The organism is Geodermatophilus sp. SYSU D00742, from assembly GCF_054049935.1.
Map to the genome: position 1 here is coordinate 79,258 of NZ_JBJGYJ010000004.1, position 14,355 is coordinate 93,612.

Sequence of the window (14,355 nt, forward strand, 5' to 3'; positions counted from 1 at the left end):
CTACGGTCGCCAGCCGTGCCCCCCGGTGTCGTGCTCGTGACCGGCGGGAGCCGCGGCATCGGTGCGGCGACCGCGCGTGCCGCCGCGGCGGCCGGGTGGTCGGTCGCCCTGACCTACCGGGACGACGAGGCCGCCGCCGCCGCCGTCGTGGGCGGCATCCGGGCCGACGGCGGGGTCGCCACCGCCACGCGGGCCGACGTCTCGGTCGAGGACGACGTCCTGGCCGCCTTCGCCGCCGCCGAGCGCCTGGGGCCCGTGACCGGGCTGGTGGCCAACGCCGGCATCGTGGCCCCGCGGGCGCGGGTCGACGAGCTGACCGCCGAGCGGGTCCAGCGCGTGCTGGCCGTCAACGTGCTGGGGGCCGTCCTGTGCTGCCGGGAGGCCGTGCGCCGGATGTCCACCCGTCACGGCGGGGCCGGGGGGTCGGTCGTGCTCGTCTCGTCGGCCGCCAGCCGGCTGGGGTCGCCCGGCGAGTACGTGGACTACGCCGCGAGCAAGGGCGCGGTGGACACCCTCGGTCTCGGGCTGGCCCGCGAGGTGGCCGGCGAGGGCGTGCGGGTCAACGTCGTGCGCCCGGGGATCGTCGAGACGGACATCCACGCCGGCGGGGGGCAGCCCGACCGGGTCGCGCGGCTGGGCCCGACGGTGCCGATGGGCCGGGCCGGCCTGCCCGAGGAGGTGGCCGCCGCCGTGCTGTGGCTGCTCGGCGACGACGCCGGCTACTGCACCGGCAGCGTGCTGGACGTCGCCGGCGGGCGGTGAGCGGACGGCGCGTCAGCTCCCGGGCGGTGTGTGGTGGACCGCCTCCACGTTGTTGCCGTCGGGGTCGCGGAAGAACGCGCCGTAGTAGCCCGGGTGGTACTCCGGCCAGACCCGGGGCTCGTGCAGGACCTCCGCCCCGGCCTCGCGGGCCAGCGCGAACACCTCGTCCACGGCTGCTCGGGACGGTGCCCGCAGGGCCAGGTGCACGGGGCGGTCGCGGCCCTCGTCGAGCGGGCTGAGCCACAGCTGCGGGTGCCCGTCGGGCCCGGCGAACCCCACGACCGGGCCGTCCGGGGTGTCGTAGCGCATCGCCTCGCGGAGGCCGACGGGCGCGAACACCCGCGTGTAGAAGCTCACGGCGGCGTCCACGTCCGCGGCCTGCAGTCCCAGGTGGTCGATCACGTCGCGGGACCGTAGCGGCGGGACCCACGGCCGTCAGCGCCCCGACGCGCGGCCCGGCAAATCGGGTGCGTCCCGTCGTACCCCTCGCCGACCATGGGCGGACCCCGACCCGACGAGGAGGCGCTCCCATGACCGCCCTGCCGCGCGCACTCGCGCCGTTGCGGCACCGGCACTACCGGCTGCTGGCGGCGTCGATGGCGCTGTCGCTGACGAGCGCCGGGCTGTGGGCGGTCGCCGTGGTCTGGCAGGTGGTGGCCCTCGACGGGGGCCCGGCCGCACTCTCGCTGGTCACCGGCCTGTCCGCCGGGGGGATGCTGGCCAGCACGCTGTTCGGCGGCGTGCTCGCCGACCGGGTCCCGCAGTGGTACCTCCTGCTGGCCGTGGCACTCCTCCAGGCGGGAGCCGTCGCCGTGGTCGCCGTCCTGTCGCTGGTCGGTGTCCTCGCGCTGTGGCAGCTGGCGGCGGCCGCCCTGGCCGTGGGGCTGGCGACGGGTCTGTACTACCCCGCCTACTCCGCGCAGCTGCCCGCCCTCGTGCCGGAGCGGGACCTGCTGGCGGCCAACGGGCTGGAGGGCGCCGTCCGCCCCCTCCTGCAGAACGCCGCCGGCCCGGCCGCCGCCGGGTTCCTCGTCGCGGCGGTGTCACCCGGCGCGGCACTGGCCGCGACCGCGGCGGTCTCCCTGCTCGCCGCCGCGCACGTCGTCGCCCTGCCGGTCACCCCCGTCCGGCGGGCGGCTGCCGACGACGGCGCCCCGCCGGCCGGGGTGCTGGCCGACCTGCGCGAGGGCTTCGCCTACATGCTGCGCACGCCCTGGCTGCTCGCCACGCTGCTGTTCGCGTCCTTGATGGTGCTGGCGCTCCTCGGGCCGCTCGAGGTGCTGGTCCCCTTCGCCATCCGCGACGCGGGTGGCGGGCCGACCCAGCACGCCTACGTCCTGGCCGCCTTCGGGGTCGGCGGGGCGATCGGCTCCCTGCTCGTCGCGTCGCTGCGCCTGCCCCGGCGGTACCTGACCGTGATGGTCCTGCTGTGGGGCCTGGGGTGTGTGCCGATGGTCGTCTTCGGCCTCTCCACGAGCCTCCCGCTGATGATCGCCGCCGGCGCCCTGGTCGGTGCGGCCTTCGAGGCCGGCACCGTCATCTGGGGCACCCTCCTGCAGCGGCGGGTGCCACCGGCCCTGCTCGGGCGCGTCTCCAGCCTGGACTTCTTCGTCTCCCTCAGCCTCATGCCGCTGTCCATGGCGCTGGCCGGCCCGGTCAGCGAGCTGATCGGGCCGGCCGCGACCTTCCTCGTGGCGGGGCTGGCACCCCCACTCCTGGCGGCCGTGGCGGTCCTCGCGGCGCGGATGCCGACCGACGAGCTCGCGCACCCGCTCGACGCCGGTGCCGCCGGTGTGCCGCCGGCCGCGGAGCCGCCGGCGCGCGAGGTCCTCGACCGGGTGTGAGCACCGGCCGGTCGGCGTCCCGGCGGGACCGCTGTTTGGATGGGGGACGACGCGTCGGGACCGACCCGGCACCCCACCCCGAGGAGACCCCGTGGCCGAGCTGACCCGCCCCGACGTCGAGCCGCCGACCGGCCCGGCGCCCGACGACCTGGTGATCGAGGACCTCGTCGTCGGCGACGGCCCGGAGGCCAAGGCCGGCGACCTGGTGAGCGCCCACTACGTCGGTGTCACCCACGACGGCGGCGAGCAGTTCGACGCCTCCTGGGACCGCGGCGACCCCCTGGAGTTCCGCCTCGGCGTCGGCATGGTCATCCAGGGCTGGGACGAGGGCATGGCCGGCATGAGGGTGGGCGGCCGGCGCCGGCTCACCATCCCGCCGCACAAGGCCTACGGCGACCGCGGCGCCGGCGGGGTGATCAAGCCGGGCGCGACGCTGGTCTTCGTCGTCGACCTCGTCGGCGTCCGCTGAGACCCTTCCCGCCGATCATGGCGCCGTGACCACCTCCGGCACCGCAGGGGAGGTCACGGCGCCGTGATCGCCGGACAGGGGGCGGAATGACCCCGGGCGGAGCGCGGTTGGTCGGCGACGTGCGCATCGAGGTCTGGTCCGACGTCGTCTGTCCGTGGTGCTACATCGGCAAGCGCCGGCTGGAGACCGCGCTCGCGCGGTTCCCGCACCGGGACCAGGTGGAGGTCGTCTGGCGCTCCTACCAGCTCGACCCGACCGCGCCCGAGGGCGGGACGCACGCGACGCTGCCCGCGCTGGCCGCCAAGTACGGCCGCAGCGAGGAGGAGATGCGCGCGATGATGCGCCACGTCGAGGAGACCGCCGCCGCGGAGGGGCTCGAGTACCACCTGGCCGACGGCGTCAGCGGCAACACCCGGCTGGCCCACGAGCTCATCCACCTCGCCGCCGAGCACGGCCTGCAGGGGCAGGTGAAGGAGCGCCTGCTGCACGCCCACTTCGAGGAGGGGCGGTCGGTGTTCGACGTCGACGCGCTCGTCCCGCTCGCCGTCGAGGTCGGCCTCGACGAGGCAGAGGTACGGGCCGCGCTCGCCGACTCGCGCTACCGGCACGCGGTCAGCCACGACGCCCGGACGGCCCAGGCCCTCGGTGCGACCGGCGTCCCGTTCTTCGTCGTCGACCGCCGGTACGGCGCGGCCGGCGCGCAGCCGGCCGAGCTGCTGCTGCAGGTGCTGGAGCGTGCCTGGGCCGACGCGAACCCGCTCGTGACGGTGCCCGCCGCCGACGGCTGCACCGACGACAGCTGCGTCGTCTGACCGGTCAGTCCAGCAGGGCCGCCACCGCGCGCAACCGCCGCTCGGCCTCCTCGGCGATCCCCCGGACGACGTCGGCTGCGGGTCGCTCGGCGGTGACCAGGCCCACCGACTCCCCGGCGTAGAGCGGCGCGAAGGCCAGGTCACCGGTCCGGCGGGCCTCGACGACCCGCGCGGCGTCCGGGTGCCCCGGCAGCTCCGCCTCCCGACCGTGCCAGGTGCGGCAGAAGTCGTTGACCAGGGCGCGGCCGGGCCACCGCTCCGGCCAGGCCAGGCCCTGTGCCACGTCGAAGGCCCGCGTGAGCACGGTCTCCTCGCCGCGGGCGGCGGTGACGCGGGCCCGTGCCGCGGGGGAGTTGAGCCCCTCGGGGCAGGCCAGCAGCGGGGTTCCGATCCACACGCCGGCCGCCCCGGCGGCGAGTGCGGCGGCCATCCCGGCGCCGGTGGCGATGCCGCCGGCGGCCAGGACCGGCCGGTCGGTGAGCGCCAGCACCTCCTGCAGCAGCGGCAGGGTGGCGCGGTGGCCGGTGTGCCCGCCGGCCTCGGTGCCCTGGGCGACGAGCACGTCGACGCCGGCCTCCTGCGCGCGGCTGACGTCGGCGGCGGTGTTGACCTGGGTGGCGACGGCGATCCCGGCGTCGTGCAACGGGCCGACGGCGGGCGCGGGGTCGCCGAAGGAGACCGACACCAGGGACGGCCGCGCCGCGATCGTCGCCTCCAGCAACTCCGGCCGGGTCTCCAGCACCCACGCCATCAGGCCGATCCCGAACGGCAGGTCGTCGGCGGCCGGGATCGCGGCCTGCTCGGCCACGGACTCCGGGGTCGTCGCGTTGCCCACCCCGATCATCCCGAGCCCGCCGCCGAGGGAGACGGCGCGGGCGAGGGCCCCGCCCGCCACACCGGCCATCGGGGCGCCGACGACCGGTGCGGCGAGGTCGAACCAACGGGTCAGCGGCGTCCGGATCACGCCGCTCATCCTGCCCCTGCGGGCCGTTCGCGGTCGGCCCGGCAGAGGTCCACCCGACTACTGGGTGGCGGGGCCGCCCTGCTCGGTGCCGGAGATCTGCCGCAGGAACTCGTGGCAGCGTCGGGCCCGCGCGGAGTCCTCCTCCATGACCTGGCGGAAGAAGCCCGCGATGTCGTCGAGGCCGGCGTTCTCCGCGTCGCGGACGTACTGGCCGTAGTCGTGCCCGGCCTTGAGCGAGTGGTACTGCACCGAGATCAGGTCGTAGGTGACGTCTTCGAACCCGGTCTCACCGGTGGCCATGGCAGCCTCCTCGTCTCGGAACTGTGGGGCTCCTCACACTTCCCGCCCCGCGCGCCCCGAAACGGACTGCTCCGTCTCAGTCGGCCGCGGGGGCCGCGCCGCCGGTGACGTCGCCGCCGCCGGCGTCGTCGGCGGGCGTGCGCCCCGCGGTGAGCTCGTCCTCCTCCGCCATCTCCTCCTCGCCGCTGACGGCAGGGTCGTCCGCCCCCGAGGCGAGGTCCTCGCCCTCGCCGTAGGCGCCGGGGTCGGCCTGCAGCGTGCGGGGGTCGTTGAGCGGGTCGGGGACGTCGGGGTCGGTGACGGTCATGGAGCGCCGGTGCCCGGCGGGGCCGCGCGCCAACCCCTCGCATACGCGTAACGCATGTGTTACGCATCTTGGCGTGGAGGCGCTCGCGGCGCTGGCCGACCCCACCCGCCGGCAGCTGCTCGCCCTGCTGTCGCAGGGCGAGCTGGCCGCCGGCGAGCTCGCCGGTCGCTTCCCGGTGAGTCGGCCGGCGATCAGCCGGCACCTGCGGGTGCTGCGGGAGGCGGGGCTGGTGCGCAGTCGTGTCGAGGGACGCCGGCGGCTCTACGCGCTCGACCCGCGCCCGCTGCGCGAACTCGACGAGTGGCTGGAGCCCTACCGCGACCTGTGGGCCCAACGGTTGGACGCACTGGACACCGAGATCGCCCGCGGCCGGCGGGCCAGGCAGGGCGGAGGCCCGACATGACCCAGCAGGACGTGCACGCCCGCCGCGGCGTCGTGACCACCGGGGCGGACGGCCGCCGGCGACTGGAGTTCCGTCGCTCCTGGCCCGACCCGATCGAGGACGTGTGGTCCGCGGTCACCGAGCCCGAGCGCCTGGCCCGCTGGATCGGCACCTACGACGGCGAGCGGGGCGCCGGCGGCACCGGCGTGTTCACCATGACCCACGAGGACGGCGAGCACGCCGGCGAGGCGCTGCGCATCCTCGAGTGCGACCCGCCCCGGCGGCTGGTGCTGGAGTGGGACGCCGAGTGGGAGTGGCGGGTGGAGCTGGACCTCTCCGCGGCCGAGGGGGTCACGACCCTGGTGTTCACCCAGGTGCTGCGTGCCGACATCGACCCGGGCGACATCGCCGGCGGCTGGCACTGGTACCTGGACAAGCTCGACGCCGAGGTCGCCGGCGGGGACGGGCCGGGGGAGTGGGAGCCCTTCTGGGCCGAGGTCGGACCGCTCTACGGCCGCGGCGGCGCCGGCTGAGCGCCGTCCCGGGCCGGGTGTGTGCTGCGCCACCAGGGGCCTAGGTCCCATCGGGTAGACGTCTTATACGTAACATCTCTCACGGTTACAGCGGAGGGCTCCGCCGTTAGGCTGGCCGCACTCCGGGACCCCGGCGCGGCCAGGCCGCGCGGTCGGGGTCCACCAGCCAGCAACACCCACGTCGGCGGCTCCCTGCCCCCGCGTACCCGACGGATGGAGACGTCTTGACTTCTGTGGCCACCCCCGGTCTCGACAACGCCCCGACCACCCATGCCCGGCTGCTCGCCTGGGTGCAGGAGATGGCGGAGCTGACCACCCCCGACCAGGTCGTCTGGGTGGACGGGACCGGCGAGGAGTGGGAGCGGCTCACCCAGAAGCTGGTCGACGCCGGCACCTTCACCCGCCTGGAGAAGAAGCCGAACTCGTTCTGGTGCGCCTCCGACCCCAGTGACGTGGCGCGCGTCGAGGACCGCACCTACATCTGCTCGGTCGACGAGGCCGACGCGGGGCCGACCAACAACTGGATGGCCCCGGACGAGATGAAGTCGATCATGACCGAGCTGTACCGCGGGTGCATGCGCGGCCGGACGATGTACGTCATCCCGTTCTGCATGGGCCCGGTCGAGGCCGAGAACCCCATGTTCGGCGTCGAGCTCACCGACTCCGAGTACGTGGTCGTCTCGATGCGGGTCATGGCCCGCATCGGCAGCTCCATCCTCGAGGCCATGGGCACCGACCGGCCGTTCGTGCCGGCGATGCACTCCCTCGGTGCCCCGCTCGAGCCGGGCCAGGCCGACGTGCCGTGGCCGTGCAGCCCGACGAAGTACATCGTGCAGTTCCCCGAGGAGCGGACCATCTGGTCCTACGGCTCCGGCTACGGCGGCAACGCGCTGCTCGGCAAGAAGTGCTTCTCCCTGCGCATCGCCTCCGTCATGGCCCGCGACGAGGGCTGGCTGGCCGAGCACATGCTGATCCTCAAGCTGACCAGCCCGCAGCAGAAGACGTACTACGTGGCCGCCGCCTTCCCGTCGGCCTGCGGCAAGACCAACCTGGCGATGCTCGAGCCGACCATCCCGGGCTGGACGGTGGAGACCCTCGGTGACGACATCGCGTGGATGCGCTTCGGCGAGGACGGCCGGCTCTACGCCGTGAACCCCGAGTTCGGCCTCTTCGGCGTCGCCCCGGGCACCGGCTGGGACACCAACCCCAACGCCATGCGCACGATCGAGAAGGGCAACTCGGTCTTCACCAACGTCGCCCTGACCGACGACGGTGACGTCTGGTGGGAGGGCATGACCGACGACGCCCCGGCCCACCTGACCGACTGGAAGGGCCGGGACTGGACGCCGGAGGGCGACGAGCCCTCCAGCCACCCCAACAGCCGGTTCTGCACCCCGATCACCCAGTGCCCGATCCTGGCGCCGGAGTACGCCGACCCGCAGGGCGTGCCGATCTCGGCGATCCTGTTCGGCGGCCGCCGCAAGACGACGATCCCGCTGGTCACCGAGGCCCGCGACTGGAACCACGGCGTCTTCATGGGGGCCACGCTCTCGTCGGAGACCACCGCCGCGGCCACCGGCGCGGTCGGCGTCGTCCGTCGCGACCCGTTCGCCATGCTGCCGTTCATCGGCTACAACGCCGGTGACTACTTCCGGCACTGGGTCGAGACCGGCAAGGCGCACGACGCCGGCAAGCTGCCGAAGATCTTCTACGTCAACTGGTTCCGCCGCGACGAGGACGGCGGCTTCCTGTGGCCGGGCTTCGGCGAGAACAGCCGGGTCCTCAAGTGGGTCGTCGAGCGCCTCGAGGGGACCGCGGCCGCCGTCGAGACGCCGGTCGGGCACGTCCCCACCCCCGACTCGCTGGACGTCTCGGGCCTGGACCTGACCGCCGAGCAGGTGGAGAAGGCACTGGCCGTCGATAAGGACGAGTGGCGCGCGGAGATCCCGCAGATCACCGAGTGGTTCGAGAAGTTCGGCGACAAGCTGCCCAGCACCATGTGGGACGAGCTCGCCATCCTGGAGCACCGGCTCGCCTGAGCCCGGCGGACGGGCTCGACCGAGCCCCCGGAACCCCGGCTCTCCCGAGCCGGCCCGCAGGCCCCGCACCGGTCAACGGCGACCGGTGCGGGGCCTCGCACGTCGTGGCGGGGGCCGACCAGCGCGGACGTGCGCCGCCCGGCCACCGAGGGGCCGGTCCGTTAGCGTGACGGCACGTACTCCCGACCGACCGCCACCTGAGACGACAGGTCCTCCGCTCGTGCCCAACCCCTACCTGCACGTGCTCCGCACGCCGCACGCGCTGCCGATGGTCCTGGCCGCGTTCGTCGGGCGGCTGCCGCTGTCGATGGTGGGCCTGGGCTCGGTGCTGCTGATCGCCTCGGAGACCGGGTCCTACGGCCTGGGCGGCGTGGTCGCCGCGACCGGTGCGGTGACCACCGCGATCTCCGGACCGCTCATCGGCCGCTGGGCCGACACCCACGGGCAACGCCGGACGCTGCTGCCCGTCGTGGCGGTCTTCGTCTCCGCCGGGTGCGTCTTCCTGCCGGCGGTGAAGCAGGACTGGCCGCTGTGGACCGTCTTCGTCTCCGCCGGGGTCGCCGGCGCGTGCATCCCCCCGGTGTCCTCGATGATCCGGGTGCGCTGGACCCACCTGCTGCGCGGCACGCACCGGCTGCCGACCGCGCTGGCGATGGAGTCGGTCCTGGACGAGTTCGTCTTCATCGTCGGCCCGGTGCTGGTCACGTTCCTGTCCACCACCGGGCACGCCACCTCCGGCGTGGTGACCGCCTTCACCCTCGCCGTCGTGGGCAGCCTGCTGTTCGCCGCGCAGGGGCGCACCGAGCCGCCGCCGCACGGGCACGCGGCACGCACCGGGGCCTCGGCCATCCGCAGCGCCGGCATCCGGGTGTTGTTCGTCGTGGGCGCGGCCGTCGGCGCCGTCCTCGGCACCCTGGAGATCGCGCTGGTCGCCTTCGCCGACGAGGTCGACGCGATGTCGCTGTCCGGTGTCCTGATCGCCGCCCTCGCCGTCGGGTCGATGGCCAGCGGCATCGGCTGGGGCACGGTGCACTGGAGGCAGCCGCTCCGGCTGCGGCTGGCCGTGGCCCTGGCGCTGCTGACTGTGCTGAGCCTCCCGCTGCTGCTCATCCAGGACATCTGGCTGATGATCCCGTTCGTGGTGGTGGCCGGGATCGCCGTCTCACCCTCGCTGATCAGCTCGTTCACCCTCGCCGAGCTGCTCGTGCCCCGCTCGGCGACCACCGAGGCCTTCACCTGGATCGGCACCGCGCTGGCCCTCGGGGTGGCCGTGGGCACCTCCGCCGCGGGGAAGATCGTGGACACCGTCGGCGCCAACGCCTCGTTCCTGGTGGCGACGGTCGCCGCTGCGGTCGCGGCGGTCACCGTCTGCGCCGGCCAGCGGGTGCTGCACGTGCCGGCCGAGCACGCCGCCGAGCCGGCCATGGCCCGGTGACGGTCCGGTGACGGTCCGATGAGCACCGACCGGCCGGCCGGGGCCCGCACCGTCGACGAGGTCCTGGCCGACGTGCGCAGCCGCCTCGAGCGACTCGAGCCCGAGGAGGCCGCCGCCCGCATGGCCGCCGGCGCGCTGCTGGTGGACACCCGGCCGGTGGCGCAGCGGCAGGCCGACGGCGAGGTGCCCGGCGCCCTCGTCGTCGAGCGGAACGTGCTCGAGTGGCGGCTCGACCCGGCCAGCGACGCCCGGCTGCCCGAGGCCACCGGGTACGACGTGGAGGTCGTCGTCCTCTGCAACGAGGGCTACTCCTCCAGCCTCGCCGCCGCCTCGCTGCGCACCCTCGGGCTCTCCCGGGCCACGGACGTCGTCGGCGGGTACCAGGCCTGGCGGGCGGCGGGACTGCCCACCACGAGGGACGACGCCGCGTCCGGATGACCCGCGCCCGACCCGCGGCCGGAGGTGGCCGCACCCTGGGCGTGCCGCCGGAACGCCTGGGCCGCTGGCTGGACGGGGTCGCCGACCGGCACGGCAGCTTCGTCCGGGTGACGCAGGACCCCGACGGTGCGGTGCGGGTGACCTGCGCGGACACCACCGCGCTGACCCTGCGGGCCCCGTTCGACTGGCAGCCGGGGCCGGCGCTGCTCACCGCGTTCACCACGGGCGCGCGGCAGCCGCGCCGGGCCGCCGTCCTCCTGGTCCGCCGCGGACGCTGGGCGGTCGGCGTCTTCGACGGCGCGGACCTCGTCGTGTCCAAGGTCGACGCCCGCCAGGTGCAGGGCCGCACCGCCGCGGGCGGCTGGAGTCAGCAGCGGTTCGCCCGCCGCCGCGGCCACCAGACCGACGCCGTGGTGACGGCGGCCGCGGACACCGCCGTCCGGGTGCTCCTGCCGGCCGCCGGGGAGGTGGTCGCGCTGTTCACCGGCGGCGACCGCGGGCTGGTCGACGCCGTCCTGGCCGATCCGCGGCTGCCGGCGCTGGCGGCACTGCGGCGCGAGCCGCCGCTCGAGGTGGGTGAGCCGACCAAGGCGGTCCTGCTCGCGACCCCCCAGCAGTTCCGCGCGGTGCGGGTCCACATCGTGGAACCCGGCGACCGGACGGGGTGATCAGCCGGCCGCCGGCACGGGCTGCTCCACGGCCTCCGGGAACAGCGGGAACCGGCTGGTGATGCCCAGGGTGGCGAGCTCCTCGGGACCGGGGTCGGGGTCCACCGCGGGGGCGATCCCCACGACGACACCGTCGCCCTCGGTGCGCGGGCCCGTGCCTGTGACCACGCCCGGGTGCTGCTCCAGCAACCGGCGGGCCTCCTCGAGCAGGTCGCCCGGACGGAACCGGGTCTGCTCGACGCGGATCTGGAAGGGGGCGTCCGCGTACCGCTCGACCAGCGCGAGCAGGCCGGCGGGCGGGTCCCCGTGCCAGCGCACGACGACCTCGCTGGGCCGGCCCGCCGCACTGGTGGCCCCGAGGTCGGGGGAGTCGCCGAACAGCTCGTGCAGCCGGTTCTGGAAGGTGAGCAGCTCCAGGGGCATCGGGGTCACCCCCTCCAGCAGTTCCGGGGGCAGCGCGTCCGGGACCGGGGGCACCGGCTCGGGCTGCGGCACCGGCTGCCGGCTGACGAACGGCTGGGCGCCGGTCGGCGGGGCGGGCGCTCCCGGTGCGGCCCGCTCCGCGCACCCGGTGGTGAGCAGGGCCGCGCCCGCCAGGACGGGGAGCAGGAGGCGGGCGCCGGTCACGGGCGCAGCCTGACACCGTCGACCGGGCGGGTGGAGGGACCCGGGCCCACCGAGACCACCCCGCAACGGGTGCCCCGGCAGGAAGTGCCGTGGCCCGCTCGCGCCGGGGGGGCGTCCGACCGTGTCTCCCGTCGCCGCCGGCACCACCGTCCCCGATACCGTCCTCCTGACCGAGCGTGCCCACTTCACGTGTGCGCCGACTGCTTCCCCCGGGTGCACGCGGCGACCTGCCCGGTCCGTTCGAGGAGTGACCGGCGCTTCACGCTTCGGTGTCGGAGGCGGGCGCGTACGGCGCGGGTGGTTGTGGACGACCACGTTCTCTGTTCCAGTGAGGGCTGCCACGGAAGGGGGGCCATGGACCTGCGCACGGACGCACGGGTCAGGACGCTGCTCAAGTTGGCCGCCACGGTCGTCGCGGCCGGGGCACTGGTCGCAGCACTCCTCTTCCCGTGGGTCGGCGGGCCCGCCGTGGCCGCACAGCAGTCGACCGGGCTCCTCGGCGACCTGCCCACCGAGCTGACCATCGACCCGCCGCCGGCCAACACCGTGCTGCTGGCCGCCAACGGCGAGCCGATCACGTACTTCTACGACGAGAACCGGGCGCCGGTCGCGCACGACCAGATCTCCGAGGTCATGAAGCAGGCGATGGTCGCCATCGAGGACGCGCGCTTCTACGACCACCACGGCCTCGACGTCCAGGGGACGCTGCGCGCGCTGGTCACCAACCTCGCCGCCGGCGGCGTGCAGGAGGGTGGTTCCACCCTCACCCAGCAGCTGGTCAAGCAGACCCTGCTGCAGACGGCGACGACCCCCGAGGAGCGCCAGGCGGCGACCGAGCAGACGCTGGGCCGCAAGCTGCGCGAGGCCCGCCTCGCCCTCGCCCTGGAGGACACCTACTCCAAGGACGACATCCTCACCCGCTACCTCAACATCGTGTATTTCGGGCAGAACGCCTACGGCGTGCAACCGGCCGCCCGCGCCTTCTTCGGCGTCGACGCCGCGGCGCTGGACCTGCCGCAGGCCGCCCTGCTGGCGGGCCTCGCGCAGAGTCCCACCGCCGACGACCCGTTCACCAACCCGGAGGCGGCCACCCAGCGGCGCAACGAGGTCCTGTCCCGGATGGCCGAGCAGGGCTACATCTCGGCCGAGCAGGCCACCGCGGCACAGGGCGCACCGCTGGGTCTCGCCCCGGCCCCGGCCCCGCGCCGCGGCTGCGTCGAGGCCACCGTGGGGCCCTTCGTCTGCGACTTCGTCCAGCGGTACCTGATCCAGGAACTCGGCCTCACGCAGGAGGACCTCGAGAACAACGGCTACGTCGTGCAGACGACGCTGGACGTCGAGCTGCAGCGTGCCGGTGACGCCGCCGTCCTGGACACGCTGTCGATGGGCAACTCGCTGGCCGGCACGTTCACCGCGGTCGAACCGGGCACCGGCCACCTGCTGGCGATGAGCGTGAACCGGGTGTTCGGCTACGACCAGGCCGACCCCGCCCAGGAGTCGTTCAACCTCAACGTCGCCCCGAGCAAGGGGTCCGGGTCGACCTACAAGGTCTTCACCGCCGCCGCGGCGCTGGCCCGCGGGTACTCCAGCTACTACACGCTCACCACCGGCGACCCGTACGTCTCCCGCGTCTACCGCGACGGCTCCGGGCGCTACGACGTGCGCAACGCCGGCACCTACCGGTCCACGCTGGACCTCACGACGGCCCTCTACCAGTCGTCCAACACCTACTTCCTGGCCCTCGAGGACGCCCTCGGCAGCGTCGAGGAGCCGGTGCGGATGGCCGAGCGGATGGGGCTGTTCCAGTTCAACGACCCCGCGCTGCCGCAGCGGATCATCGACGAGAACCGGGGGTCGTTCACCTTCGGCGCCGAGGCGACCAGCCCGCTGGGCCTGGCCAGCGCCTACTCCACGCTGGCGGCCAGCGGCACCCAGTGCGACGTCGTCCCGGTGACCGCCGTCCTCGACCAGCACGGGGACCCCGCGCTCGGCGCCGACGGCGAGCCGCTCGCCGTCGGCGACCGGTGCACCCCCGAGGCGATCCCGCCCGGGGTCGCCAACACGCTCAACCACATGCTGGTCAAGGACGTCGCGCCGGGGAATCCCGGCCAGACCGGTGCCCGCGCCCACGTGCCGGGTCACCAGATCGCGGGCAAGACGGGGACCGCCCAGGACAACGACTCCATCGCCTTCGTCGGCTACACCGCCGACATCGCCGCGAGCGTGATGGTGTTCAACCCGAAGCGGAAGCAGAACGTCGGCGGCTTCGGCGGCGGCAAGGCCGCCACCGTCTGGCACGACGCCATGGCGCCGATCCTGGAGGCCCGGGGCAGCAGCGAGTTCCCGCCGCCGGACGACGTCGTGCAGAACGGCAACACCCGCCCGGTGCCCGGGTGCTCCTCGGTGCGCGCCTGCCAGGCGGCGCTGTCCGACGCCGGGTTCGAGCACACCACGGTCCGGATCGACAGCGCACGTCCGGCCGGGGCCCTGCTGGGCACCAGCCCGCCGCGCGGAGGCCGCGCCGTGCCGGGCCAGACCGTGTCCATCCTGGTCAGCAACGGGGCCGACTACGTCAGGCCGGCTCCCGCACCGCCACCCGCGCCCGCGAACCCGCCGCCGAACGCGCCGGCACCGCCACCGGCCGCCCCAGCTCCGCCACCGCCGCCGCCCGCCGAGCCGGCGCCGCCGCCGCCGCCCGCCGAGCCCGGACCGCTGCCGGCCGAGCCCCCGCCGCCCGCACCCGCCGAGCCGGCTCCGGCCTGACCGGCGCGGATC

16 protein-coding genes are annotated in these 14,355 nt (G+C 74.9%); 11 read left to right on the forward strand and 5 right to left on the reverse strand.

Annotation, left to right across the window (positions count from 1 at the left end):
- The first annotated feature begins 15 nt into the window (after window positions 1-15).
- Window positions 16-762, forward strand: coding sequence for an SDR family oxidoreductase (locus ACI78V_RS04150; RefSeq protein ID WP_456849200.1), 747 nt, complete (start codon window positions 16-18; stop codon window positions 760-762).
- Window positions 763-774: 12 nt separating this feature from the next.
- On the opposite strand, the gene ACI78V_RS04155 is transcribed toward ACI78V_RS04150, so the two are convergent.
- Entirely contained in the window at window positions 775-1,164 is a 390-nt protein-coding gene (locus tag ACI78V_RS04155) for a VOC family protein (protein ID WP_456849202.1), read from the reverse strand.
- Between the two features lie 128 nt (window positions 1,165-1,292).
- Here ACI78V_RS04155 and ACI78V_RS04160 point away from each other — a divergent pair, with 128 nt between their 5' ends.
- The 3 genes from ACI78V_RS04160 (at window position 1,293) to ACI78V_RS04170 (ending at window position 3,887) form a co-directional block, all read left to right on the forward strand.
- Window positions 1,293-2,606 (forward strand): MFS transporter, encoded by a 1,314-nt coding sequence (locus ACI78V_RS04160; protein WP_456849204.1) that lies wholly within the window; start codon window positions 1,293-1,295, stop codon window positions 2,604-2,606.
- Window positions 2,607-2,697: 91 nt separating this feature from the next.
- Entirely contained in the window at window positions 2,698-3,075 is a 378-nt protein-coding gene (locus tag ACI78V_RS04165; protein ID WP_456849206.1) for an FKBP-type peptidyl-prolyl cis-trans isomerase, read from the forward strand.
- Window positions 3,076-3,161: 86 nt separating this feature from the next.
- On the forward strand, window positions 3,162-3,887 hold the full coding sequence (locus ACI78V_RS04170; RefSeq protein WP_456849208.1) for a DsbA family oxidoreductase: 726 nt from the start codon (window positions 3,162-3,164) through the stop codon (window positions 3,885-3,887).
- 4 nt (window positions 3,888-3,891) lie between these two features.
- On the opposite strand, the gene ACI78V_RS04175 is transcribed toward ACI78V_RS04170, so the two are convergent.
- The 3 genes from ACI78V_RS04175 to ACI78V_RS04185 form a co-directional block, all read right to left on the reverse strand.
- The gene (locus ACI78V_RS04175) at window positions 3,892-4,851 is read right to left on the reverse strand and encodes an NAD(P)H-dependent flavin oxidoreductase (protein ID WP_456849210.1); all 960 of its coding nucleotides are present in this window, start codon (window positions 4,849-4,851) and stop codon (window positions 3,892-3,894) included.
- Between the two features lie 57 nt (window positions 4,852-4,908).
- Entirely contained in the window at window positions 4,909-5,151 is a 243-nt protein-coding gene (locus ACI78V_RS04180; protein ID WP_456849212.1) for an acyl carrier protein, read from the reverse strand.
- A 76-nt stretch (window positions 5,152-5,227) separates the two neighbouring features.
- The gene (locus ACI78V_RS04185) at window positions 5,228-5,458 is read right to left on the reverse strand and encodes a hypothetical protein (protein WP_456849214.1); all 231 of its coding nucleotides are present in this window, start codon (window positions 5,456-5,458) and stop codon (window positions 5,228-5,230) included.
- Between the two features lie 73 nt (window positions 5,459-5,531).
- Here ACI78V_RS04185 and ACI78V_RS04190 point away from each other — a divergent pair, with 73 nt between their 5' ends.
- The 6 genes from ACI78V_RS04190 to ACI78V_RS04215 all read left to right on the forward strand — a co-directional run bounded on the left by ACI78V_RS04190 (window position 5,532) and on the right by ACI78V_RS04215 (window position 10,953).
- Window positions 5,532-5,861 carry an ArsR/SmtB family transcription factor gene (locus ACI78V_RS04190; protein WP_456849216.1) on the forward strand — a complete coding sequence of 110 codons (330 nt, stop codon included), beginning with the start codon at window positions 5,532-5,534 and terminating at the stop codon, window positions 5,859-5,861.
- Window positions 5,858-6,373: an SRPBCC family protein gene (locus tag ACI78V_RS04195; RefSeq protein ID WP_456849218.1), complete on the forward strand. Its 516-nt coding sequence runs from the start codon at window positions 5,858-5,860 to the stop codon at window positions 6,371-6,373. The genes ACI78V_RS04190 and ACI78V_RS04195 overlap by 4 nt, the downstream gene beginning before the upstream one ends.
- A 233-nt stretch (window positions 6,374-6,606) precedes the next feature.
- Complete coding sequence (locus ACI78V_RS04200) at window positions 6,607-8,412, forward strand: phosphoenolpyruvate carboxykinase (GTP) (protein WP_456849434.1); 1,806 nt, start codon at window positions 6,607-6,609, stop codon at window positions 8,410-8,412.
- A gap of 220 nt (window positions 8,413-8,632) precedes the next feature.
- Window positions 8,633-9,847, forward strand: a complete 1,215-nt coding sequence (locus ACI78V_RS04205) for an MFS transporter (RefSeq protein WP_456849220.1) — start codon at window positions 8,633-8,635, stop codon at window positions 9,845-9,847.
- An 18-nt stretch (window positions 9,848-9,865) separates the two neighbouring features.
- Window positions 9,866-10,285, forward strand: a complete 420-nt coding sequence (locus tag ACI78V_RS04210; RefSeq protein ID WP_456849222.1) for a rhodanese-like domain-containing protein — start codon at window positions 9,866-9,868, stop codon at window positions 10,283-10,285.
- Window positions 10,282-10,953 carry an acVLRF1 family peptidyl-tRNA hydrolase gene (locus ACI78V_RS04215; protein ID WP_456849224.1) on the forward strand — a complete coding sequence of 224 codons (672 nt, stop codon included), beginning with the start codon at window positions 10,282-10,284 and terminating at the stop codon, window positions 10,951-10,953. The genes ACI78V_RS04210 and ACI78V_RS04215 overlap by 4 nt, the downstream gene beginning before the upstream one ends.
- Here ACI78V_RS04215 and ACI78V_RS04220 read toward each other — a convergent pair whose 3' ends face one another.
- On the reverse strand, window positions 10,954-11,580 hold the full coding sequence (locus tag ACI78V_RS04220) for a hypothetical protein (RefSeq protein ID WP_456849226.1): 627 nt from the start codon (window positions 11,578-11,580) through the stop codon (window positions 10,954-10,956).
- Between the two features lie 354 nt (window positions 11,581-11,934).
- Between ACI78V_RS04220 and ACI78V_RS04225 the strand changes: the two genes are divergently transcribed.
- Window positions 11,935-14,343, forward strand: a complete 2,409-nt coding sequence (locus ACI78V_RS04225; RefSeq protein ID WP_456849228.1) for a transglycosylase domain-containing protein — start codon at window positions 11,935-11,937, stop codon at window positions 14,341-14,343.
- Window positions 14,344-14,355: the final 12 nt, after the last annotated feature.

Excerpts from the sequence above, each read along its gene's own strand:
- ACI78V_RS04170 (WP_456849208.1), top strand. The coding sequence starts at position 3,162 with ATGACCCCGGGCGGAGCGCGGTTGGTCGGCGACGTGCGCATCGAGGTC.
- ACI78V_RS04210 (WP_456849222.1), top strand. The coding sequence starts at position 9,866 with ATGAGCACCGACCGGCCGGCCGGGGCCCGCACCGTCGACGAGGTCCTG.
- ACI78V_RS04160 (WP_456849204.1), top strand. The coding sequence starts at position 1,293 with ATGACCGCCCTGCCGCGCGCACTCGCGCCGTTGCGGCACCGGCACTAC.
- ACI78V_RS04185 (WP_456849214.1), bottom strand. The coding sequence starts at position 5,458 with ATGACCGTCACCGACCCCGACGTCCCCGACCCGCTCAACGACCCCCGC.
- ACI78V_RS04180 (WP_456849212.1), bottom strand. The coding sequence starts at position 5,151 with ATGGCCACCGGTGAGACCGGGTTCGAAGACGTCACCTACGACCTGATC.
- ACI78V_RS04215 (WP_456849224.1), top strand. The coding sequence starts at position 10,282 with ATGACCCGCGCCCGACCCGCGGCCGGAGGTGGCCGCACCCTGGGCGTG.
- ACI78V_RS04225 (WP_456849228.1), top strand. The coding sequence starts at position 11,935 with ATGGACCTGCGCACGGACGCACGGGTCAGGACGCTGCTCAAGTTGGCC.
- ACI78V_RS04195 (WP_456849218.1), top strand. The coding sequence starts at position 5,858 with ATGACCCAGCAGGACGTGCACGCCCGCCGCGGCGTCGTGACCACCGGG.